At 65.8% G+C, this 20,546-nt stretch carries 21 protein-coding genes; 7 read left to right on the top strand and 14 right to left on the bottom strand.

Annotation, left to right across the window (positions count from 1 at the left end; translation table 11 throughout):
• Positions 1–128 precede the first annotated feature (128 nt).
• The 4 genes from AC3A4T_RS20880 to AC3A4T_RS20865 form a co-directional block, all read right to left on the bottom strand.
• Complete coding sequence (locus AC3A4T_RS20880) at positions 129–725, bottom strand: HAD family hydrolase (protein ID WP_487677159.1); 597 nt, start codon at positions 723–725, stop codon at positions 129–131.
• A 94-nt stretch (positions 726–819) separates the two neighbouring features.
• Positions 820–1,137 (bottom strand): PAAR domain-containing protein, encoded by a 318-nt coding sequence (locus AC3A4T_RS20875; RefSeq protein ID WP_487677158.1) that lies wholly within the window; start codon positions 1,135–1,137, stop codon positions 820–822.
• A 177-nt stretch (positions 1,138–1,314) separates the two neighbouring features.
• A complete protein-coding gene (locus AC3A4T_RS20870; protein WP_487677157.1) occupies positions 1,315–1,923 on the bottom strand; it encodes a hypothetical protein in 609 nt (202 codons plus the stop codon).
• A gap of 175 nt (positions 1,924–2,098) precedes the next feature.
• Positions 2,099–3,331 (bottom strand): serine hydrolase domain-containing protein, encoded by a 1,233-nt coding sequence (locus tag AC3A4T_RS20865; RefSeq protein ID WP_487677156.1) that lies wholly within the window; start codon positions 3,329–3,331, stop codon positions 2,099–2,101.
• A gap of 298 nt (positions 3,332–3,629) precedes the next feature.
• Here AC3A4T_RS20865 and AC3A4T_RS20860 point away from each other — a divergent pair, with 298 nt between their 5' ends.
• Complete coding sequence (locus AC3A4T_RS20860; protein ID WP_487677155.1) at positions 3,630–4,505, top strand: DUF1684 domain-containing protein; 876 nt, start codon at positions 3,630–3,632, stop codon at positions 4,503–4,505.
• A gap of 669 nt (positions 4,506–5,174) precedes the next feature.
• Here AC3A4T_RS20860 and AC3A4T_RS20855 read toward each other — a convergent pair.
• A complete protein-coding gene (locus AC3A4T_RS20855; protein WP_487677154.1) occupies positions 5,175–5,600 on the bottom strand; it encodes a VOC family protein in 426 nt (141 codons plus the stop codon).
• Positions 5,601–5,669: 69 nt separating this feature from the next.
• Between AC3A4T_RS20855 and AC3A4T_RS20850 the strand changes: the two genes are divergently transcribed.
• Complete coding sequence (locus AC3A4T_RS20850) at positions 5,670–6,281, top strand: TetR/AcrR family transcriptional regulator (RefSeq protein WP_487677153.1); 612 nt, start codon at positions 5,670–5,672, stop codon at positions 6,279–6,281.
• Between the two features lie 172 nt (positions 6,282–6,453).
• On the top strand, positions 6,454–6,825 hold the full coding sequence (locus AC3A4T_RS20845) for a VOC family protein (protein ID WP_487677152.1): 372 nt from the start codon (positions 6,454–6,456) through the stop codon (positions 6,823–6,825).
• Positions 6,826–6,888: 63 nt separating this feature from the next.
• On the opposite strand, the gene AC3A4T_RS20840 is transcribed toward AC3A4T_RS20845, so the two are convergent.
• Entirely contained in the window at positions 6,889–7,758 is an 870-nt protein-coding gene (locus AC3A4T_RS20840) for a LysR family transcriptional regulator (RefSeq protein ID WP_487677151.1), read from the bottom strand.
• Positions 7,759–7,952: 194 nt separating this feature from the next.
• A complete protein-coding gene (locus tag AC3A4T_RS20835; RefSeq protein ID WP_487677150.1) occupies positions 7,953–8,909 on the bottom strand; it encodes a hypothetical protein in 957 nt (318 codons plus the stop codon).
• A 188-nt stretch (positions 8,910–9,097) separates the two neighbouring features.
• Between AC3A4T_RS20835 and AC3A4T_RS20830 the strand changes: the two genes are divergently transcribed.
• Both AC3A4T_RS20830 and AC3A4T_RS20825 read left to right on the top strand, forming a co-directional pair.
• Complete coding sequence (locus tag AC3A4T_RS20830) at positions 9,098–9,724, top strand: hypothetical protein (protein WP_487677149.1); 627 nt, start codon at positions 9,098–9,100, stop codon at positions 9,722–9,724.
• Between the two features lie 164 nt (positions 9,725–9,888).
• Entirely contained in the window at positions 9,889–10,707 is an 819-nt protein-coding gene (locus tag AC3A4T_RS20825; protein WP_487677148.1) for a ParB N-terminal domain-containing protein, read from the top strand.
• Between the two features lie 36 nt (positions 10,708–10,743).
• On the opposite strand, the gene AC3A4T_RS20820 is transcribed toward AC3A4T_RS20825, so the two are convergent.
• The 7 genes from AC3A4T_RS20820 to AC3A4T_RS20790 all read right to left on the bottom strand — a co-directional run bounded on the left by AC3A4T_RS20820 (position 10,744) and on the right by AC3A4T_RS20790 (position 17,914).
• A complete protein-coding gene (locus AC3A4T_RS20820; RefSeq protein WP_082648550.1) occupies positions 10,744–11,076 on the bottom strand; it encodes a putative hemolysin in 333 nt (110 codons plus the stop codon).
• Between the two features lie 171 nt (positions 11,077–11,247).
• Entirely contained in the window at positions 11,248–12,147 is a 900-nt protein-coding gene (locus tag AC3A4T_RS20815) for an NAD(P)/FAD-dependent oxidoreductase (RefSeq protein WP_487677147.1), read from the bottom strand.
• Positions 12,137–12,598: an Rrf2 family transcriptional regulator gene (locus AC3A4T_RS20810; RefSeq protein ID WP_487677146.1), complete on the bottom strand. Its 462-nt coding sequence runs from the start codon at positions 12,596–12,598 to the stop codon at positions 12,137–12,139. Before AC3A4T_RS20810 ends, AC3A4T_RS20815 begins: the two co-directional genes overlap by 11 nt.
• A gap of 172 nt (positions 12,599–12,770) precedes the next feature.
• A complete protein-coding gene (locus tag AC3A4T_RS20805) occupies positions 12,771–13,295 on the bottom strand; it encodes a hypothetical protein (RefSeq protein ID WP_487677145.1) in 525 nt (174 codons plus the stop codon).
• A complete protein-coding gene (locus AC3A4T_RS20800; RefSeq protein ID WP_487677144.1) occupies positions 13,292–14,302 on the bottom strand; it encodes a hypothetical protein in 1,011 nt (336 codons plus the stop codon). Before AC3A4T_RS20800 ends, AC3A4T_RS20805 begins: the two co-directional genes overlap by 4 nt.
• 221 nt (positions 14,303–14,523) lie before the next feature.
• A complete protein-coding gene (locus tag AC3A4T_RS20795; protein WP_487677143.1) occupies positions 14,524–15,468 on the bottom strand; it encodes a lipase family protein in 945 nt (314 codons plus the stop codon).
• Positions 15,469–15,802: 334 nt separating this feature from the next.
• Positions 15,803–17,914 carry a right-handed parallel beta-helix repeat-containing protein gene (locus tag AC3A4T_RS20790; RefSeq protein WP_487677142.1) on the bottom strand — a complete coding sequence of 704 codons (2,112 nt, stop codon included), beginning with the start codon at positions 17,912–17,914 and terminating at the stop codon, positions 15,803–15,805.
• Between the two features lie 470 nt (positions 17,915–18,384).
• Here AC3A4T_RS20790 and AC3A4T_RS20785 point away from each other — a divergent pair, with 470 nt between their 5' ends.
• Positions 18,385–18,891, top strand: coding sequence for a hypothetical protein (locus tag AC3A4T_RS20785; RefSeq protein WP_487677141.1), 507 nt, complete (start codon positions 18,385–18,387; stop codon positions 18,889–18,891).
• Between the two features lie 428 nt (positions 18,892–19,319).
• A complete protein-coding gene (locus tag AC3A4T_RS20780) occupies positions 19,320–20,456 on the top strand; it encodes an alpha/beta fold hydrolase (RefSeq protein WP_487677140.1) in 1,137 nt (378 codons plus the stop codon).
• The last annotated feature ends 90 nt before the right edge of the window (positions 20,457–20,546 follow it).

Genomic DNA, 20,546 nt, shown 5'->3' with positions numbered 1-20,546 from the left:
GACGGTGGCGCGAGGGTTGCGTCGTGGATGAGGTGTCGCGGTCGCGGCTTGCGCCGCTCCTACAGTGGGATACGTGGCATCAGTAGCTTCCTGTAGGAGCGGCGCAAGCCGCGACCACGACACCGCGCCTACGACGTCACCTCACGCCAGCGATAAAACCGCCGATCCGCTAGCGCCAGCAACTCGCGATCCTCGACCGTATCGCCATAGGCATGCACGCTCGCGTAATCCCGCAAAGAGATCCGCTCGCGTACCCGCCGCGATTTTTCCGGCCCGCAGCAATCGCGGCCGAGGTAACGCCCGGTCAGCACGCCGTCGCGCACTTCCAGATGAGAGCAGATGTACTCCAGCCCCTGCTGTTCGCACCAGGACGACACGAACAGTTCCAGATTGGCGGTGACCACCACCACCCGGTCGCCGCGGTCGCGATGCCAGGCGATGCGTTCCAGCGCTTCAGGGCGAATCTGTTTCGCGACCACTTCGCGCAGATAAGCCTCAGCGGCCGCGCGCACCTGGCTTTCGCGACGGCCGCGATAGCCGAACGCGACGATGCTACGGCGCACCGCTTCGCCCGATACCCAGCCGAGCTTGTAGCCGATCACGCGCGGCGCCAGCAGCAACCTGCCCCAGCGCAGCCGTCGCCGGTCGACGGTGGCGCGCACGAACCCGGGAAAGGTCTCGCGCTCGGTGATGGTGCCGTCGAAATCGAACAAAGCCAGATCCATGCACGACGAAACCATCGCGGGCCACGGCGGCCCGCGCGGAGTCTAGCCCGCCGCGCTTATCCGGCGCAGCCGCCGCCGTGCGCCGCCGCCCGGCTCACTTGCGCAGCGCGACCTGCGCGAACTCGTAGCCGCGCCCGTGCTCGACGATGCCGCGGATCTGGCTCAACGAAATCAAGATGCAGCCGCAGGCGCAGAAATCGCCGTGCCGCGCCGCTGCCTTACCGTCGAGCAGATGCGCCGGATCGCCGGTCACGATGGTGGTCGGCCCGTGCACGCCGCATCGCACCGCATCGCCCAGGCGCGCGCAGCACGCATCGATGCCGGCGCCCGGCGCCACGTCGGGGCGCGGCCCGCCCAACACCGTGCCGCCGCCGCTGGTCGTATCGCCGACCGTGATTCGTTGCCGCATCATGACCCACCTCCGCTACCGGCTTCGTCAGACCCCATGCGGAAAAACGCCGCCGCGCCGCGCGCGTGACCGACCCTTCCGCGTTGTTCGACCGGGATCATCTCTAACGGCCTTTTCGGTTGCGATCAAGAGCAATTAATAGTTGCACCTCACCCAACCTCACGCTTTGTGTGCCCGACGTCATACGCCGGCGCCGAGCGCGATCGCCGACCCGGTAAAGGGCAATACGAGGTCGTACCTGGGTGGATGCGGCGCGATCGCGCGAAGTGCGACGGGCACCGTGGAAGCGCTGCCGAACTGGGTGACGCCGCGGCCGAGCAGCTGCGCCAGATCGTAGCGGCGGCCGCCGAATTCGAACGGCCGGCTGTCGGTCAACAAGGCGCTGAACACATTGTCGGCGAACACTGGCACTGCGCTGGTGCCGACCTGCGCGCTGAGCGTGGTGCCGACCACCAGGCCGGTGCGCCGGAAGGTCGCGATGCGTTCGCCCTGGGCGAACGACTCGGGCCAGTCGAAATCGCCCGCCGGTTCGCGTTGCAGGTACACCGAAAACTCGCCCGCCGGGTCCAGGCCCAGCTGCAGCGCGCCGTTGCTGACGCCGCCGGCGACGAACGGCTTCGCGGCGAAAGTGAAATGCGCGGTGGTTTCGCCGATCGCGCCGGCGAACAGGCCGGCGTCGATACCCGACAGGTGCAGGAAGTAGCCGTAATCGGCCAGGGATTGATCGGGTCGGCGGTAGAAGCGGCCGGTGACGTACCAGGCCAGTTCGGCGGGAGACAACAAGGGCATGGCGAAGCTCGCTGCGTGGGGACGGCGTGGGCCGGGCGCGACGCCGGACGGCGTCGCAAACGATCAACGCACCCAGGCGGCGGTCGGAGGACACGGCCGCGGCGCCAATATCGCGAACCGTGCGCCAGCGCTCACTCCGCGTGGCCGCGCGCGGCGCGAGGGCGGTTCGCCTTGCTCAGTCGAGCGCGGATGTTTCCATGCCGCGCTCGCTGGCGACTTGTTCGCCGATCGCGTGCTTGCCGATCTGGGCGACGAATTCGTCCAGGTCGGTGGCGTCGGTGTTGGCCAGCACGACCACCGTCAACCCGGCTTCGACGATGCGATACAGCTGCGCCTGCGCGCCCATGATCCGGCCGGGCCGCTTGACCGCGCGGTAGCGGCGGCCGTCGATGCGCACCGGGTACGACCACACGCCGAAACCGTAATCGTCCAGCCCCGGCGCGATCATCGCCGCCAACGCCTTGTCGCCGATCAGACGGCCGCCGAACCAAGCGTCCGCGAACCTCGCCAGATCGGCCGGGGTGGAATACATCGCGCCGGCCGCGTACCAGTTTTCCGGATACGCCGGCAGATCCGGCGTCAGCGCCTTGCTGTCGTCGCGACGGAAATAGGTATCGGCCAGCCCGGCGACGATGTCGCGCTGATGCAGCATGCCGGTGTCCTTCAATCCCAGCGGATCGAGAATGCGCTGCTGCAACACCTGTTCGTAGCTTTGGCCGTAGGCACGCTCGATGATCAGACCCAATGCGATGTAGTCGCAGTTGTTGTAATCGAACTTGGTGCCGGGTGCATGCACCAGATCGCCGCTGCAGTAATCGTCGAGCAACTGCCGCGCGGTATGCGGCAGTTGGTAATTCGGCAGGCCGTTACGGATGGCTTGCGCCGCATCGGTGACCTGATCAAAGTTGACCAGCCCCGAGGTGTGGTTGAGCAACTGCCGCACGCTGACCCGGTCGCCGCCGCTGCCGCGGTAATCGGGCAGATAGCGGCGCATCGGCGCGTCCAGGTCCAGCCGGCCCTGCTCGTGCAGTTGCAGGATCAGCAGCGCGGTGAAGGCCTTGGTGATCGAGGCGATCTTGTACTTGGTCGACGCGTCGTTGGGTATCGCGAACGTGCGGTTGGCCAGGCCGTACTGGCGCGCGAGCAAGGGCGTGCTGTGTCGCACGATCAGCACCGAACCGCTGAAATCGTGCTGGCGTGCGTAGTCGTCGACGAAGGCGAGCAACTGTGCGGGATTGGATGTAGTCGGCGTCGACGGGTTCGAGGGCGTCTGTTTTGAAGCTGTCTGTTTCGAAACGGCCTGCGCGCGGTCGCTTGGCTCGACCGCGGCCTGCGCAAACGCGGCGTTGGCGGCGAGCGCCGCCGCCAGGGCGACGACAGTGATCGTATTGATCCGCGAATAGCGCATGCCAATGTCTCCCGTAAAGTCGCCGACGCCGGGCGCTGCGCGATCGAATGCCGTCGGCGCAGGCCTGTTGCCAAGCAGGGATACGGCCGGCGCGCGCGCGGTTGCGGGCGAGACCGCGCGGTGTGCGCTGCGCCCGGCGCATGCGACGATGCGGCCTGTCGCGACTCCAGTCACCCGGCCGCCATGACAGATGCCACCTGCTGCCGCGACCCGCGCAAAACGGGACTTCCGACCCAGGCATGGCGCAGCGCACGCTGCCACAGTAACCGCCAGCACACTTCGTTCAACGGACCCCGCCATGCGCCGACTGCTGTGTAGCCTGTTGCTGTGCCTGCCCTGGATGGTCTTCCACGCCGACGTGCGCGCCGATCCGCGCAAGGATTGGGACGACTTCCGCGCCGGCCTGACCGAACAGGCCGCCGGACCGACCGGCATGTACGCGATCCAGGACGTCGCCGTGATCGCGCCGGGCGAAGCGGCGCATCTGGCGGTGGCGGCGCGCCCCGCCGATGTGCGCTGGGCCAAACAGCGCGGCGATGCCGGCGCGATCACCCTCAGCTACCGCGACGGCAAGGCCGTGCTCGAAGGCAAAGGCATCGCCACGGTCGACCTGATCCAAGCCAAGGACCACCAGCAGACGCTGCCGAACGGGCTGACGGTGCGGATCACGCCGTACGAGGACTCGCTCAAGGCCTGGCTGTACAACCCGGCGCTGACCGCGCAACGCTTCAAGGGCCTGTCGTTCTTTCCTTACGATCCCAAGGGCGTGGTCACCGGCCGCTTCACCCGTAAGGACGTGCCGGTCGCGGTGAGTCATCTGGATTCGCGCAACCACACCGGGGTGATGTACTGGATCGGCGACGTCGCCCTGCCGATTCAGGGCAAGACTTACACCCTGCGCGCGTTCAACAAGCAGAAGGACTGGAAGCGGATCGACCACGTGCTGCTGTTCTTCACCGACAAGACCTCGAAGAAAACCACCTACGGCGGCGGCCGCTCGCTCGAGACCCACTTCCCCGCCGGCGCCGCGCCGCAGTCGATGACGTTCAACTTGAACACGATGTACAGCTTCCTGTGCGCGCATTCGCAGTACTACAACTGCCCGATCAACCTGACCACCTTCGTGCCGGTGGAGTTGAAGTACGGCGAGAAGTATCCGCCGTCGGCGAAGTAGACGCGCCGAAGACGAAGTAAATCCGGAAAAGACGTTTGTCGCACACCGGTTCCCCCCTTTGAAAAAGGGGGGCCAGGGGGGATTTGCTTTGGCTTTGGCTTTGGCTTTCCTCAACCAGAGCGCGGAGCAACAGCAAGAGCAAATCCCCCCTAGCCCCCCTTTTTCAAAGGGGGGAACTGCATGCGTGGCTCGAGGGGATTCGTCGGGGAACAGACACGACGTCACCGCCGATGCGTGAGGCGACGTCGATCGTCCGCGCAGCCCAGATGAGCCCGCTCAAGTCGCAAGCGCAAAGGCAGTCTGCGTTAGCATGAAACTCCCATCGCAAACCGCCAGCGCTACGATGCCGCAGGAACACAACCACCAAACACATCTTGCGCTGGCGTGGATCGGCGGCGTGCTGGTGTGCTGCGCGACATTGCTGTTTGTCTCGCACACCTGCTTCGACTACAGCCAAGGCGTAATACCCCTTTCCAGTAACTCTTACCTACGGGTACAAGGGCCGTTGCTCGACTTGATACTTCCAATGGCCTGTCTGTGCATGGCGCTAGGACTTGCAGCGCTGATTTATTCGCGACTTCTCCGCGCCGGCTGAGCGCAACCGAATCGATCGCATCACCACGCTTCAAGCTCAACCACTCGCGCCCGCGCCCGCCCTCGCCCATCGCGTCAAACCGGCAACGCACTCGCCTGGTACTGCTCGACGAATTCCCCGCTCGGCGCGATCGGCGTGATGATGTCGATCAATACGCCGTTGGGATCGGCGGTGATGAAGTGGCGCTGGCCGAAGGCTTCGTCGCGCAGGCTCAGCAGGATCGGCAGGCCGGCGGATTGAAGCCGCGCATGCACCGCGTCCACGTCCTCCACTTCGAAGTTCAACAGCAGGCCGCTGACCCGCCCGCGCGCCACCTCGGGGATGGTGTGATGCGCGCCGTCGAGCACGGCCAGGTTGATCGAGGGGTCGGCGGCCGACTGCAGATGCACGTACCAGTCGGCGGTGAACAGCGCGACGAAGTCGAAATGGGCCTGGTAGAACGCGGCGGTGCCGGCGACGTCGGGGGTCATGATCACCGGGTAGTAGCTGGTCGCTTGCATGGTTGTGGGCCTCGGCATGGGTGACATACAGTCTGTATGTAGATTGAAATTAACATACAGGCTGAATGTATGCAAACCCCCGAGCGCCCCAACGCCCCCCGAACCAACCTGGAGCGCACCCAGGCCACCCGTCACGCCTTGCTCGAGGCCGCGCGCGCCCTGTTCGTGGAAAAAGGCTACGCCGACACCTCCACGCCCGAGGTCTCGGCCGCCGCCGGCACCACCCGCGGCGCGCTGTACCACCATTTCGTCGACAAGCGCGACCTGTTCCGGCACCTGCTGCTGCGCGAGGCGCAGGCGGTCAAGGCCGACATCCTCGCCGCCAGCGCCGACGGCCTGAGCCCGCGCCAGGCGTTGATCGACGGCGCCCAGGCCTACCTGCAGGCGATGACCGTGCCCGGCCGCACCCGGCTGATGCTGATCGACGGCCCGGCCGTGCTCGGCCTGAGCGACGCCACCGCGATCGACGACGACAACGCCGCCGACACCCTGCGCGAGGGCCTGGCCGCCGCGCTCGACCGCAACCCCACCCAGATCGACGCCTTGGCCAAGCTGCTGTCGGCCGCGTTCGACCGCGCGGCATTGGAAATCGACGCGGGTGCGGAACCGCAAGCGATGCGGGAGTCGATGTCGTGGTTGCTGCGGCGGGTGTTAGGCGATAGCGGCGAAGCAGTCGATTGACCGAAATAAATCGGCAGCACGTATCCGCAACTCCGCAGCTACTGAAGCATCTTCGCGTTCGGTCGTCGCACCGTCGCATCTCTCCTGACAAACCCTGTCAGCGGCACCGCCTAACGTGATCTGGAACCGGGCATCTCCCCACCCGCGCCTCCCATAACGCCGGAGCTTCGCCATGACCGATCCCAACTTCGTCCTGCTCTACGTCGACCGCCCCGAGGCCAGTGCCGACTTTTATGTCGATCTGCTCGGGAAAACGCCGGTCGAACGCTCGCCCACGTTCGTCTTGTTCGCACTCGATTCCGGCATGAAGCTCGGCCTGTGGTCCAAACACACGGTCGAACCCGCCGCTCCGCCGGTGTTCGGCGGCGCCGAGCTCGCATTCCAGGTGGACGATTACGCGCGGGTCGATGCGATCCATGCCGACTGGGCCGCGCGCGGGCTGCCGATCGCACAGGTGCCGACCGATCTGGATTTCGGCCACACCTTCGTCGCGCTCGATCCCGATGGCCATCGTTTGCGCGTGTATTCGCGCGCGTCGGAGTAAGTCGCGCGCGTGTCGGCGGCCCGCGTCATGCGCGGCCGTCGGCAAATCGCCGCGGGCCGAAGTTCAAGCCGCGGCGCGCGTGATCCACGCGGCGAACGCGTTCGCGCCGTCGCCGACCGGCTTCAACGCCAATCGCGTCAACCAATAGCCGCCCGCATCGAGTTCCACCGCGAACGGCTGCACCAGCCGCCCTTCGGCGAGCTCGCGTTCGAACATCTTCGGCGGCGCGAGCGCGATGCCCAGGCCCTGCAGCGCGCACTGCACCATGGTCAGCGACGAATCGAAGATCGGGCCGTTGATCGGCCCGTCGGGCACTGCGTCCGCGGCTTCGAACCACAGACGCCAGTCGTCGACGAAGTACGAACGCAGCAGCGGGAACCGCGACAGATCGGCGGCGTCGCGCAACTGCGCTGCGAGCTTCGGCGTGCACAAGGGCGAGATCGGCGCATGCATCAGAAAATCGGCCTGCATCCCGGGCCAGGTGCCGCGTCCGTAGCGGATCGCGAAATCCAGGCCCTCGGCGGCCGGGTCGACGCGGTTGTTGTGGGTGCTCAGGCGCACGTCGACCTGCGGATGCAGGCGCGCGAACTCGGCCAACCGCGGCAGCAGCCAACCGCTGGCGAAGGTGCCGACCGCGCCGACATGCACCACTTCGCGCGCGAGGCCGTCGCCGACCCGATCCAGCGCGGTGTCGATGCGTCCGAATGCTTCCTGGATCGCCGGCAGCAGGCTCAGTCCTTCGTCGGTCAGGGCCAGGCCGCGCGGCAAGCGCCGGAACAGTTCGACCCCGAGCTGATTTTCGAGCAGGCGCACCTGATGGCTGACCGCCGCCTGGGTCACGTTGAGTTCGTCGGCGGCGCGGGTGAGGCTCAAGGCCCGTGCCGCGGCCTCGAAGGCCTTGAGTGCTCCGAGGTTGATCCGTGTATGCGCCATCGCCGCTCCAATGCAAAAAAAGTGAATGCCGCCGCGCGGCCGCGATGCGAAGCAAGAGGCCACGACGAACCGCATCGACGATGCGCAAACAACGCGACAGCGCAGTGCCCGCTTCGGCGCACCACGTTGCGCATCGCCTCGCGTATTCAATCCGAACCCGCATTATCGCCGCGATCGACGCGGGCGACGACACTTCAGTCGCGGCGATCCGCGGCGTTCACGGCGTCGGCCACCGGCACCCGCCATCCGATCTCCGGTTCGCCGCCGAGTTCGACCTTTTTCTCCAGCAAATAGCCGTACCACTCGGCCTGTATGCGATCGAGCGGCCCGATCGCCGCTTCGAACGCGGCCACCGAGCCGTCGCCGCGCAGCAGTTGCCGATAGCCGCGCGCGTACTTGCCGCGTTCGTAGTGGAACAGGAAGTGCGACAGGCTCCAGTACTCGATGTAGTACACGTTCAAGTAACGGCCGGAAATCGGCGGGCCGGTGTTGGCGATCAGATCGCGCAGCGGGATCAGCGCGCCTTGTTCGAGATCGCGCTGCAGCGCGCCGCTGAGCGGCATGTCGGCGACCCACCAGATCGGATAGGCGTCCGCATCGATGCTACCGGGCGTAAGCACGCCCTCGCGCAGGCGGCTGGCGCCGAAATAACTCGCCAGGCCTTCGTTCATCCACTTGGCCTTGGCGATCCCGGCGACCTCCGCGTTCAACTGATGGGTCGCCTCGTGCAGCATCCAGTGGTACGGGTTGGCAACGCCGTGGGTGTAATAGGCATGGCAATACGGCGTGCGGTAATACGCCTCGGCCCAGGGCATGCTGGCGTTGTAGGCGGAAAATTCCTGGCGATCGCGATACAGGATCAGCTTGAGCTTGTGCTCGCGTTTGACGTCGGTCGGCAACTGGAAGAAGCCGTGATACGCGCCGTACAGACTTTCCACCGCGGCGGCGACCGCCTGGGTGGCCTGGTCTGTCGTGGTGCTGGAAATCGTGTAGTGCCCGGTTTCGAACGGCTTGGCGTGGGCCGGCATGATCGGCCGCGCCGCGGGTTTGTGCGCGGACGTCGGGGCCGCGCTCTTGCGCTCAGGATCCTTGCCGCAGGCGACACAGGCCGCCACCACCAGACACGTCGCCGTCAGACGATTCCATCGCATCGCGTTCTCCCTGTCCCAGGCGCAAGCTTGCATCAGCGCGGGTTTACTCGAAACCCCGGGGCAGCGGCGGGCGATCGCCCCACTCCGCGCAAGTGGCCTGGCCGGCGCGCTCAGATTGGCCCTGGTCCGTGCGCACCGCGCGGCGCAGATTGCCGCGATACCGCTCAGTCGAGCCATCGAGGTCCGCCATGACCATGACCGCCCGGATCGCCGGCCCCCTTAGCATCGTCATCCTGTCGTGCGGCTTGATCGCCGCCCTGTGCGTCCTGCCCGCGTCCGCGCAAGGCTCGCCCGAACCGATCACGGGCGAACGCAAACTGCCGCTGCCGAACGGCCCGGGCGGCTTCGACTTCGAGATCGGCCGCTGGAACAGCGTGGTCAAACGCCTCAAGCGCCCGCTGAGCGGTTCGCACGAATGGGTCGAACTGCGCGGAACCACGGTGGTGCGCAAGCTGCTCGACGGCCGCGCCAACATCGCCGAACTGGATATCGCCGGGCCATCAGGGCGCATCCAGGGCGTGTCGCTGCGCCTGTACGACGCGCAGTCGCGGCAGTGGAGCATCCACTACGCGAATATCGCCGCCAGCGCGCTGACCGCCCCGATGGTCGGCGACTTCAAGCACGGCCGCGGCGAGTTCCACGGCGACGACAGCCTCGACGGCCGTCCGATCAAGGTCCGCTTCGTGATCGAGTGCGAGCGTCGCGAGTCGTGCCGGTTCGAGCAGGCGTTTTCCGCCGACGCCGGCAAGACCTGGGAGTTGAACTGGCTGGCGACCGACACGCTGATCGGCGCGCTCGATCCTTCGCCGCGTTGAGCCGCATCGCCCGACACAACGACCGATTCGGCAAAGCCCAGCCTGGACGCGACTCACCGCGCCCGTCCGATACTCCGTCCCTGAAAACCGCGCTTGTCAACGCCTGACGCGGCGCGCGCATCTGCCTACAATGCCGCCCCCATTGCAGCAACGCGGCCGGTTTCATGGACATCGTCATCAACGAATCGCTCAAGGCCTATATCGACCCGTTGACCGCCGACGAGTACCAATCGCTGGAGCAGAGCATCCTCGCCGAAGGCTGCCGCGATGCGTTGGTGCTGTGGGGCGAGATGCTGGTCGACGGCCACAACCGCTACGGCATCTGCCGCAAGCACGGCCTGCCGTTCCAGACCGTGCAGAACACCCGCTTCCGCTCGATCGAAGACGTGCATCTGTGGATGATCGATCAGCACCTGGGCCGGCGCAGCGTGTCGGATTTCCAGCGCGGCATCCTGGCGCTGCGCAAGCGCGAGATCCTGGCCGAACGGCGCCGCGCCGAGGCCGAGGCGCAGCCCACAGAAGAAAGCGAAACCCCGGCCGCCGTCGACGATCACGACGACAGCCCGCCGTGGTCGACCGATGCAAGCGCCTTCGACAGTCGCGAAGCCCTGGCCAAGGCCGCGCGACTGAGCAGCAACCAGGTCGGCCTGATCGAGAAGATCCAGAAACAGGCCACGCCCGAAGTCGTGGCGGCGGTCAAATCCGGCACGATCTCGATCAACGCCGCCGCCGCGGTTGCCACCTTACCGGCCGAAGAACAACGCGCCGCGGCGATGGCCGGCGGCAGCGAGTTGAAGGAAGCGGCCAAGCGCGCGCGCGAATCCAAGCGCAAACCGCGCGAACCCAAGGAACCCGCGCCGCAGCCGCAAGACGAGGCCGCCGACACCGAACTGCACGCGCTGCGCCAGCGCGTCGCCGAATTGACCGCCGAGAATCAGGCCTTGCGCGACGAGATCGCGCAGTTGCAGGCGGCGCTGGCCTGAGTCTTCACCGCCGCGGATAACGCCGCGCCGCGCGCATTACTCCGCCGGCTTTTCGCACTTCCCGTCGCGGAACAGCGCCCACTCCTCGCACACGCGTCCGTCGGGCAGGTTGCACAGGCCGTACTGGCCGCCGTCCTTGCCGGTGCGGATCTCGAGTTTGCCGCCGAGCGTTGTGCAATGCACCGAGGCCGGGTTGGCCATGCCGACACGGGGTTCTATCGGTTTGGCCTCGGCGGCGGACGATGCCGGGGTGGATGCGGCCGCGGCCGGCGAGGCTTGCTTGGAGGTGTTGCATGCGGCCAGGCCCAGGCTCAGACCGATCAGCAACAGCGGCAGGCCGCGGCGATTCGAAAGACGATAGCGGTTCATGGCGAGGGCACCGTGGAAGTGGCGATCACTATAAATACGGCCGGCGTCATGGCGCGGTGACGCACGGTCCGCCATGCATCGGACCGGTCGCCGGATCGCTCGCCGCGGCTGAAACCCGCTCCGGTCAAACCTCGTCGCCGACTGAAGCGATCCGGCCAGGCATTCGCCGCATCAAGCAGCCTTCAACAAGGATTGATACGCACCGACGCCCGCCATCGCCCCGGCCGCCAACGCCAGGGCCGCGCTCTGCATGGCCGCGGCCGCATCGCCGGCGGCGAACACGCCGCCGACGCTGGTCGCCTTCATCGGATCGACCCGCACGTAGCGGCCCAGCGGCCCATCTTCGAATTCGCAACCCAGTTGCTCGGCCAACGGGCTGGCCATGCGGCTGGTCGGCGCGGTGAACAAGGCCGCCAGCTCGATCACCCGGCCGTCGGCGAGCCGCACGCCGTCCAGATGCGGCGCCGAGCCAAGCAGCTCGACCACCGGCACGCGTTCGATCGTCACCCCGCGTCGGGCCAGATGCGCGGCTTCGGCCTCATCGGGTTCGAACGTGGCCTGGGTGAAGTACGTGGTCGGGCCCCAATCGGGAATCATCCCGGCCTGATGCGCCGACAAGGGATGATTCGCCAGCACGCCCAGGGCGCGATCGGCGTACTCGAAACCGTGGCAGAACGGACAATGCAGCACCGACACGCCCCAGCGCTCGTGCAGCCCCGCGATCGCCGGCAATTCGTCGCGGATGCCGGTGGCCAGGATCAGGCGCGATGCGCTGCGTTCGCTGCCGTCGTCCAGATTCAGCACAAACCCACCCTCGTGTTCGCGCGCCGCGGTCGCGGTGGCGTTGACGAATTCGACGCTCGGATACGCCAGCAACTGCGCCCGCCCTTCGTCGAGAATCTGCGCCGGCGATTTGCCGTCGTGACCGAGCATGCCGTGCGCCGCCGACGAATAGCGATTGCGCGGTAGACCGGCATCGATCACCAGCACCCGACGGCGCGCGCGCGCGAGCTGCAAGGCCGCGCTCAGGCCGGCGAAACTGCCGCCGACTACGGCTACGTCATGACGCATGACCACCTCCTCCGATTTTCATATGGCGCCTGCCGTGCAGACGTTGGGCATGAGCGGCCAGATCGGCCAGAGTGAGCGTGGCGAGGCGGCGATCGAGCACCTGCTCGGCTTCGCGCATCGCCTCGTCGAGCACATCGACCACGGCGCGGACGATCAGGCATTGCGGCGCGTCGTGCTTGGCCGCGAGCGGCACCATGCGCTCGCCGAGCGCCTGCTGAATCTCGGCCAGACTGACCTGATCGGGCGCGCGCGCCAGCCGCCAGCCGCCGCCGTGCCCTTTCACCGAACTGACCACGCCGGCCTCGCGCAAACCGGCGAAGCTGCGGCGGATCACCACCGGGTTGGTGCCGACGCAGGCAGCCATTTCTTCCGAGGTCATCGGCTGTTCGGGCCGCTCGGCCATGTGCAACAGCACGTGCAGGGCGACGGACAGGCGTTCGGGGGCTTTCATGTAACTTACATTATTGCGTGAAAAGACGCGCGTCAATAACGATGCGAAATGCCCATGCCACATGGCCATGCATCTGATAAAACCCGGAAGCCTCGGCAGATGCAGCGGCGGACACGTCGACGCGTGGGCCGAGCGATGCGGCGGCCCACGCGTCGGTTATTGCGTCACGACGTCAAGGAACGCAACGCGCATTCAGCGCAGCAATCAACTGAACATTCGCGCCATGCAGGACTTGCGCCAGAGCTTCAAGAGCTTCGTTCTGCGTGCCAGCCCAGTTAACCGAGGATTCCGACGTCCGCAACAAAAACGGTGACTGATCGTCGATGCCGACGGCATAGACCGCTATCGGCACCTTGGAGGTCATGCTCTGAGTCAGATACAAGCGCTTCAACTGCACGGTCACCTTCGGCGCCGAGGGGACGGATTGGTCCCTCAGCCCGGCCTTCGACAACTGCGCCTTGATCATGGCGCGCGCGTCACCGAGCACCAGCTGATGACGCCCCAGCCCGCCCACATCGTCTCCGTTAGGGCGCGCATCGATTACATCGACCAGACGATAAGCGCAACGCAGCCCGGGCATCGGCTCCGGACTATTCAGCCGCCTGGTATCCACTCGCACCTGATGCACCTGAGTATTGCAGCCCGACATAGAGAGCATCGCCGCAACGATTGCGCTGCGATACAACATCGTGGTCATGGAGAGCCTTGCTCCTCCGACGGAGCAACGGCCGGAGCATCCTGAGCGGGAACTTCGCCATCCGGCGCGGCGCTGGCCGGCACGGACGCTTCGGCGGTGGGCGCGCCTGAGATGGGGTAATAACCGATCAGCGACTGATACTTACCATTATTGTTTCGCGTCCAAGCCCAGTCCGCTTCGCCGCGAATACGACGGCCGACGTACGTCTCGCCCTTCAACAAAGTTCTTTCGGCGCCGACCCGCTTCGCCGCCTCGGCTCTTCCCTCGGCGGAAAGATCGTAGATCAACATATCGGTCACTTGCTGGGTCGCGCGATCGAGCAAGGCATGCAGCGCGGGCTTGCCCATGCCGATCCAGCGCTTCGCGTCTTCGTCGGCCGTGCTGCCGACGATTTTGTCCATTGGGATACGCAACGAATAGTTGCGAGCAAAGCCGACATCCACGTCGGGCTTGCCGTTTGGCTTGACCCTGCGATGCACCATTCCGACACTCAACGCCACGGTCATCGATTCAAATGTATTGGTCAGCGCATAGGTCGGCGTCAGGACCAGGGCATCGGCCGCGAAGTCGCCTCGCTGCTCGGGGCTCAGCGTTTCCCATGAGCGCTTGCGCACGGTGAACACCGGATCGGGCGAAATGCCGGGGGACGGCAGCTTGGCGCGCAGTGCCTGTTCGAAGCGATCGTTGAACGGATAGTCGATCAACATATTGCGAATTTCGGCCACGCGTTTTTCGCCGTTGGCGACTTGAGTCTGGCTTATGGCGACGCCGACCAAGGCCCCGACCAGACCGAAGGCCCCGGCGGGATTGGGTGGCACGGTGACCGCGATTTCCTCCTGCGGGAGGACGATATCGACTGGAAGCTGCTGGGCGATCGGCATCGGCAGAACCGCGGATTTCGCCTGGACACCCTGAATCGGCAGGCAAGCCAAGGCAGCCGCCATGATTGTACGCTTGAGCATGTTTTCCCCTGTTTTTTCGCTGCGACGCTCGCCGATGCCTTCCATTGGCGATTCCCCGTGCCGCGACCGCGGAATCATTTCATGACGAAACGCACATAACAACAGGACTTATCTCAAGATTACTGGCGCCTGGGCTCCTCCCGACCACGGTGACCCAACCTCCATTCATGGTGGGGCGGCCGCCTCGCTGGCAACTGCCGCCCATCAGTCAATGAATGAATCATTCTTGGCTATTCCGCTGACCGGCTACCAAGCGCGTCGATCGCTCACCCAGGCGATGCCGCGTTTCTTTCGAATGCCATGTGCTGCTGCATCCGGTCCGCCCATTGCACGTCCGCCGAGGCCGGCGGGAAGGTGCTGATCATGGTCAGCGAGGTGTCGACGTAATCGGGGAACTGCCCGGCCCACTGCTGTGGATTGTTGGGCAAGGCATTGGCCAGCACCGTGGTCAGGTTGACCAGGGAGTGGCGCGACAACAGATGCGGGAACCATTCGCCAGCGACATAGAACGCGGTGCGGAATCCGCTGCCGACCGCGCGGTAGTCGAACTGCGACGGCGGCAGCGACGGCACGTAGTCCCAGTAGTTGTACACGCGCAGGCTGGCGCTGTCGGCGATGGTCTGCTCGTACACGGTCTGCCAGTCCTCGGTGCCGACCATCGGGCTGGAGAAATTGAGATTGAGCGAGGACAGCGGCTGACTGATCGCCAGATCGAGCGAGAACAACTGGCTCAGCGCCGCGCCGAGGCTGTGGCCGGTGACATACACCTGATTGGGCGCGTACTGAGCGATCAAGGCGAACAGCTGCTGACGCATCGACTGGCTCATGCCGCCGCCGACGCCGTCGTAGATGCCGTAGAACCCCGACGACACCCGCGGCGTGGGGCTGATGCTGCCCTGGGTCGGAACGAAATCGGTCGGGATGAAATGTGCGTCCTCGTAGGCGTCCATGTCCGAGTCGGTGCCGCGGAACGCGAAGATGTAGGTGCCCGGATCGTTGATCGCCTGGAATACCAGGCCGTACTTCTCTTCCGAACCGCTGAAAAGAATCGAGTCCCAACCGGTCCACGCGCCGACCTGCTGGTAACCGTCGGGCGAAGTGAACGGCAGGCCCTGGTAGTAGTCGTAGGCGGCCTTGGAGGCGATCGCCAGAGCGATGGTCAGGGCCGGATCGAGTTCGGGCTGGACGGTGCTGACAGTGTTGGGGCTCATGAAGTGTTCCTCGTCGAAGGGAAGACGAATGCATGACCACGGGTGCGACGCATCGGCGTTACGCACGACCGCATACGCTCCGCGGCGGCGGCGCAGCGCGGCATCTAACAGGCCGTCGGACCGCGGCGCGCAGCCTCCCTTACAACGCGAAACCATTGAGCCTGAGGCCAACAAAAAGGCAGGCATGGCGGCATCCCCCGCCATGCCTGCCTTGATTGCCATCACACCGGCGCACGCCCGCGCGAAGGACTGCATTGCAGCCGATCGAGAACCGTGACCCTGACCTCGAATCCCTAACCTCGAATCCCGAATCCCCAATCCCGAATCCCCGCCCTCAAAGCGGCGTGTCCTGCAGCACGATATCGTCGAGATAGAACGAGGCGCCGATCCCGGCCGAGCCCGAACCGACCACCACGATCCACACGCTCGCGGTCGCCGGCGGCGGCACCACGTCGGTCACCACCTGCTGCCAATCACCGGTCAGGGTCGGCAGATAGACGTTGCTGACCGAGGTGTCCGGGTCGCTGGTCGCCGCGCTGCCGTCTTCCTTCGCCCAGCGCAATTGCACGCGCGCGTTGGCGGTCGGCAGCGGCGTGCCGCTGGCGTGCTTGACCCAGAAGCTCAGGCGCTTGCTGCCACCGTCGGAGCGATAGCCGGGATGATTGGCGATCTGCACGCCCCAGTAGCTGTCGTCGACGGTCACCTGCAAACCGAAGGCGCCGCCGTGGGCGACGCCGACGCGGGCGAGATGCGCGCCGTACCACTGCGACCACAGGCCCGCCGAGGCTTCCAGGGTCGCGGTTGGCGTATCGATCACGTTGAACAACGCGCCGTCGGTGGTGCTGCCGGCATCCTGCAGATACGGCGCGGCCCGCCACACCGGAAAGCTGATCGCCTCGCCGTAGCGCTTGGCGAAGCGCCACGGCCCGTAGTAGTGGTTGTTGCTGAAGCGGTTGTTGTTGTTGAACATCACGTCCTGCTGCACTTGCTGCACGGTGTACGGCGACCAGGCGATGTTGTCCGTGCCGGTCGCGTACAGCGCCTGCGCGCCGCAGTAAGCCGAATTTCCGCACGGCACCACCGCGGGATCGAAGTAGAACTCGTTGTTGCTGACCTCGATGTTCTGCGCGCGCCAGCGACAATTGGCCTTCAGACTGGGGTCGCTGCCGATCTGCGTGTAGCACGGGTGCAGATTGCTGACCGGGTCGGGATAGACGCTGGGATGCGCGGGATCGGGACGGACGATCACCGAGGGATGCACGAACGGCGTGCAATAGGTCGAGCTGGTGTTGCCGTTGGAATTGCAGAAGCGGTTGGCGTTTTCGTAGATGGTGATGCCGGAGAAATTGTTTTCGAAATAATTGTCCTGCACGCGCAACTGGGTCGAACCCGACACCGCGCTCGCCAGCCGGCTGTCGCCGCCGGATTCGGACAGGTAGATCGCCGGCGCCGGCGAACCGGTGTCGCGGTTGCCCGAGGCCCAGGCGTTGTTGATGAAGGTGTTGCTGCGGATCGTGGCGTTGTAGCTGATCTCGTACCACAGCCCCACGCCGTCGTTGTCCTTGATGTAATTGCCTTCGAACAGGAAATCGATGTTGTTGGTGTCGGCCCACAGCCCGGTGCCGTGGTTGCCGTGGACGTAGTTGCTGACGACCTTGGCCCCGCCCACGTCCCAGAACTTGCCGCCGCCGGTGCAGCCGCACTGGGTCGAGGTTTCCCAGTCGTCGGTGTTGTTGCCGGTGATTTCGTTGTGACTCAACTCGATATCGACGATCGCCGAACGGCCGGGCACTTGTTCACCGGGCTGCGGCGCGGTGCTCGGCACCGGCGGCTTGTACATGCTGAAACCGTACTGGCCGTTGTCCTTGAGACAGTTGAAGCGGACCGTGTTGTGGCTGCCGAGGAAGACGCCGGCGCCATCGTTGTCGATGATGGTGTTGTATTCGACGGTCCAGTTGTCGCCGGCGTCGTGGTTGACCACCGCCTGGTCGAAATTGTCGCGGCCGCGGCCGAAATTGCGGATGGTCAGGTAACGGATGGTGACGTTGCTGGCGGCGTTGGTGAAGGCGTACAGGTTCTTGTTCTGGCCGTCGAGGATCGCGCCGGGCGCGCCGAGGTACACGTTGTTGTTCTGGGCGATGATCTGGCCGTAGATCTCGTCGCTGAAGGTATGCACGCCGGGCTCGAACCAGAACGTGGTGTTGGCGCGGCGAAAATCGACGTTGCTGTTGTCGCCGGCCGGCACCCGCACCGCGTTGGCGGGCATCGGGTCGGGATTGCTGAGCAAGGCGGTGTTGCCGCAGATCCGCGCCGGCGGTTCGGCCGGCCACAGCGCGCCCAGGTGCGCCTGGCCCTCGCCGCCCACGCGTTGCGCGGCGGCGGGCATGGCGATCAGCGAGCCCAGCAGCAACGCCGGCAGGCTCAACCGGGCAAGGCGGGTATGCAAGAAGCGTTCGGGTCGTTCGGTGGCCACTGCGTGAGTCCCCATGATGGCGAGCGTTGCGAAGATGGAAAGGCCGCGGCGCGCGGGCGCTTTCATCGCCTCGCGCGCCCGCGCCGGTCGGGCCAGCGCGATATCCCATGCCGTGCCGGCGGCCGATAGTGGTCGCTGTCATCCCTCGCGGGTGATAGCGGCGAAGCTGTGACTCGAATCGCAATCCATCGCGGCGGCGGTCGCGATCGTCGTTGCGCGCTCCCACCGTCCCGCTAGCGCCCGAGCATCGCAACGATCTCGCGTCGACGGGTTCGCCGCGCCGGCGCGCCCGCGATTGGCATCGATTGCGCTTCGAATCGCCCGCGATCGCGAGCAGGGTCAATTGTCGCCGCCGAGCAGGCGGCTTCGCGATGTCGGCACATCGTCGGCCGATCGGCTTGGCTACCGTGCGTCCACCCTCCGCAGCACACAAAGGAATGGTCATGACCCACCGCATCAACCGCAGCCTGCTCCCGCTCGCCCTGTCCGCGCTGGCCGTGTGCGTGAGCGGCAGCGCGTTCGCCGCCGGCCCGGGCAACGCCGCGCCGCAAAGCCTGAGCGGCGACAACATCCTCACTCGGATCTGCGCGCGCCAGTTCGAAATCGCTCAGCGCACCGACATGGAGTCGTTCCGCGACTACGACGCGGAAACCTTCCGCGCCGTCCACGACGATCGCGCCATCACCGTGTTCGACAGCGGTGCGACCCGCATCGGCATCGACGCGATCATGACCGCCCTGGCCAACCACTTCTCCGGCCGCGAAGCCAAGTGGAGTTGGACCGAACGCTACCGCGTCGTCGACGGCTGCCGCTCGGCCTTCATCCTGTACGAAACCACCTACGAGATTCCGCGCATCGGCTACAAGCAGAAAGCGCTGACCGGGGTGACCTACAGCCACAACGGCCTGCGCTGGCTGGCGATCGCCGACCAGGGCACCAAGTTGCCCTGAGTCGGCCCGCGCATCGCGCGACTGGCGATGCGGGTATCAGCGAAAAGGCGGCCTTGGCCGCCTTTTCTTTTAATCGCGGGTACTACGCGGCCTTGGTCGCCTTTTTCTTGTATCGCAGGTACTCGGCGGCTTCGGCCGCTTTTTCTTTTACTGCGCAAATCCCGCGGCGCAGATCGCATTGTCCTTCATGACATGTGTCAGGACGCTTCGGCCGCTCTTTTGCATAGTCTGTATCGGACGGCCTCGGCCGTCTTTTTGCTTGTGGCGCATAAGCGCGCCCATGTCGAAAGTAACGCCTTGTACGCGCAACCGCCCCGCGCTCGACCGCATCACTTTCATCGACGCAAGCGAACCATCCGGTCGCCGTCGTCATCGCAGTATCCACCGCCCCGTCGCCCCACCTCGAAACCGCGTTCTGGAGTTCCCTCATGAAGACGATGCATCTGCTGATCGCCCTGCTGTTGAGCTTTGCGCCCGCGGCCCAGGCCGCCGAATGCAAGGACACCTCCGGCTACGCCAAGGCCCGCGAGATCGTCGAGGACTTGAACCGCATCGTCGCTCCGAACGGCATTCAGGAGGCCTACGCTGCCCGTATCGGCGGCGTCGAACAGTGGATCAGCGTGCGCGGCCAGGACAAGGCCAATCCGATCGTGCTGTTCACCCACGGCGGCCCGGCCTCGCCGCTGATCCCGACGATGTGGCAGTACCAGCGTCCGCTCGAGGAGTACTTCACCGTGGTCAACTGGGACCAGCGCGGCGCTGGCAAGACCTTCGCCTCGCACGACCCCGACGCCTACGCCGACACCCTGAAGATCGACCGCTACGCCGACGACGCGATCGAAATCGCCGAATACGTGCGCAAGCGCTACGGCAAGCGCAAGCTCATCCTGATAGGCCACAGCTGGGGCACGGTGGTGGCGATGAGCGCGGCGCTGAAGCGGCCGGACCTGTTCTACGCCTACGTCGGCATCGGCCAGGTCATCAACGTGCGCGAGAACGAACGCATCAGCTTCGAATTCGGCCTGCAGCAGGCCCGGGCGCGCGGCAACACCGAGGCGGTCGCGGAAATGCAGACGATCGCGCCCTACCCGGGCAACCAGCCGATCACCCGCGAACGCATCATCACCGCGCGCAAGTGGGCGCAGTACTACGGCGGCATGACCGCCTACCGCAACGAATCGCTGTATTACTACCGCGCGCCGCTGCTGTCGCCGGAGTACAACGACTGCGACCGCGCGGCCGTCGACCGGGGCAACGAATTCAGCCTGGGCCGGATCCTGCCCGAATTCCTCGACGTCGACTTCACCAAGGTCAAGGAATTCCCGATCCCGGTGGTGATGTTCATGGGCCGCCACGACTACACCACGCCTTCGCAGCCGACCGCCGACTGGCTGGCGCGGACCAAGGCGCCGTACAAGCAGGGCGTGTGGTTCGAAAACGCCTCCCACATGATCATGTGGGAGGAACCGGGCAAGACCTTGGTCAGCCTGCTGCAATACGTGCGGCCGTTGACCGACGAGGCGAAGTCGAATGCGCCGCATGAAGCGAACACGAGCAAGCGCTGAACGTTCCCGGACAGGCGCGGCTTCGCGCCTGTCCGGATGCCGCCGGCTCTGACGCCGCCTGCGACGCGGAACGCGAAGACGTTTTCGTCA

The sequence above is a fragment of the Lysobacter sp. Soil_N_51 genome, from assembly GCF_057655755.1.
The sequence above is the reverse complement of the archived record's forward strand: the minus strand, read 5'-3'. Positions and strand labels throughout refer to the sequence as shown.

Excerpts from the sequence above, each read along its gene's own strand:
- AC3A4T_RS20875 (WP_487677158.1), bottom strand. The coding sequence starts at position 1,137 with ATGATGCGGCAACGAATCACGGTCGGCGATACGACCAGCGGCGGCGGC.
- AC3A4T_RS20825 (WP_487677148.1), top strand. The coding sequence starts at position 9,889 with ATGGACATCGTCATCAACGAATCGCTCAAGGCCTATATCGACCCGTTG.
- AC3A4T_RS20850 (WP_487677153.1), top strand. The coding sequence starts at position 5,670 with ATGCAAACCCCCGAGCGCCCCAACGCCCCCCGAACCAACCTGGAGCGC.
- AC3A4T_RS20835 (WP_487677150.1), bottom strand. The coding sequence starts at position 8,909 with ATGCGATGGAATCGTCTGACGGCGACGTGTCTGGTGGTGGCGGCCTGT.
- AC3A4T_RS20810 (WP_487677146.1), bottom strand. The coding sequence starts at position 12,598 with ATGAAAGCCCCCGAACGCCTGTCCGTCGCCCTGCACGTGCTGTTGCAC.
- AC3A4T_RS20870 (WP_487677157.1), bottom strand. The coding sequence starts at position 1,923 with ATGCCCTTGTTGTCTCCCGCCGAACTGGCCTGGTACGTCACCGGCCGC.
- AC3A4T_RS20820 (WP_082648550.1), bottom strand. The coding sequence starts at position 11,076 with ATGAACCGCTATCGTCTTTCGAATCGCCGCGGCCTGCCGCTGTTGCTG.
- AC3A4T_RS20860 (WP_487677155.1), top strand. The coding sequence starts at position 3,630 with ATGCGCCGACTGCTGTGTAGCCTGTTGCTGTGCCTGCCCTGGATGGTC.
- AC3A4T_RS20845 (WP_487677152.1), top strand. The coding sequence starts at position 6,454 with ATGACCGATCCCAACTTCGTCCTGCTCTACGTCGACCGCCCCGAGGCC.
- AC3A4T_RS20780 (WP_487677140.1), top strand. The coding sequence starts at position 19,320 with ATGAAGACGATGCATCTGCTGATCGCCCTGCTGTTGAGCTTTGCGCCC.
- AC3A4T_RS20785 (WP_487677141.1), top strand. The coding sequence starts at position 18,385 with ATGACCCACCGCATCAACCGCAGCCTGCTCCCGCTCGCCCTGTCCGCG.
- AC3A4T_RS20880 (WP_487677159.1), bottom strand. The coding sequence starts at position 725 with ATGGATCTGGCTTTGTTCGATTTCGACGGCACCATCACCGAGCGCGAG.
- AC3A4T_RS20855 (WP_487677154.1), bottom strand. The coding sequence starts at position 5,600 with ATGCAAGCGACCAGCTACTACCCGGTGATCATGACCCCCGACGTCGCC.
- AC3A4T_RS20840 (WP_487677151.1), bottom strand. The coding sequence starts at position 7,758 with ATGGCGCATACACGGATCAACCTCGGAGCACTCAAGGCCTTCGAGGCC.
- AC3A4T_RS20800 (WP_487677144.1), bottom strand. The coding sequence starts at position 14,302 with ATGGAAGGCATCGGCGAGCGTCGCAGCGAAAAAACAGGGGAAAACATG.
- AC3A4T_RS20795 (WP_487677143.1), bottom strand. The coding sequence starts at position 15,468 with ATGAGCCCCAACACTGTCAGCACCGTCCAGCCCGAACTCGATCCGGCC.
- AC3A4T_RS20830 (WP_487677149.1), top strand. The coding sequence starts at position 9,098 with ATGACCATGACCGCCCGGATCGCCGGCCCCCTTAGCATCGTCATCCTG.
- AC3A4T_RS20865 (WP_487677156.1), bottom strand. The coding sequence starts at position 3,331 with ATGCGCTATTCGCGGATCAATACGATCACTGTCGTCGCCCTGGCGGCG.
- AC3A4T_RS20805 (WP_487677145.1), bottom strand. The coding sequence starts at position 13,295 with ATGACCACGATGTTGTATCGCAGCGCAATCGTTGCGGCGATGCTCTCT.
- AC3A4T_RS20815 (WP_487677147.1), bottom strand. The coding sequence starts at position 12,147 with ATGCGTCATGACGTAGCCGTAGTCGGCGGCAGTTTCGCCGGCCTGAGC.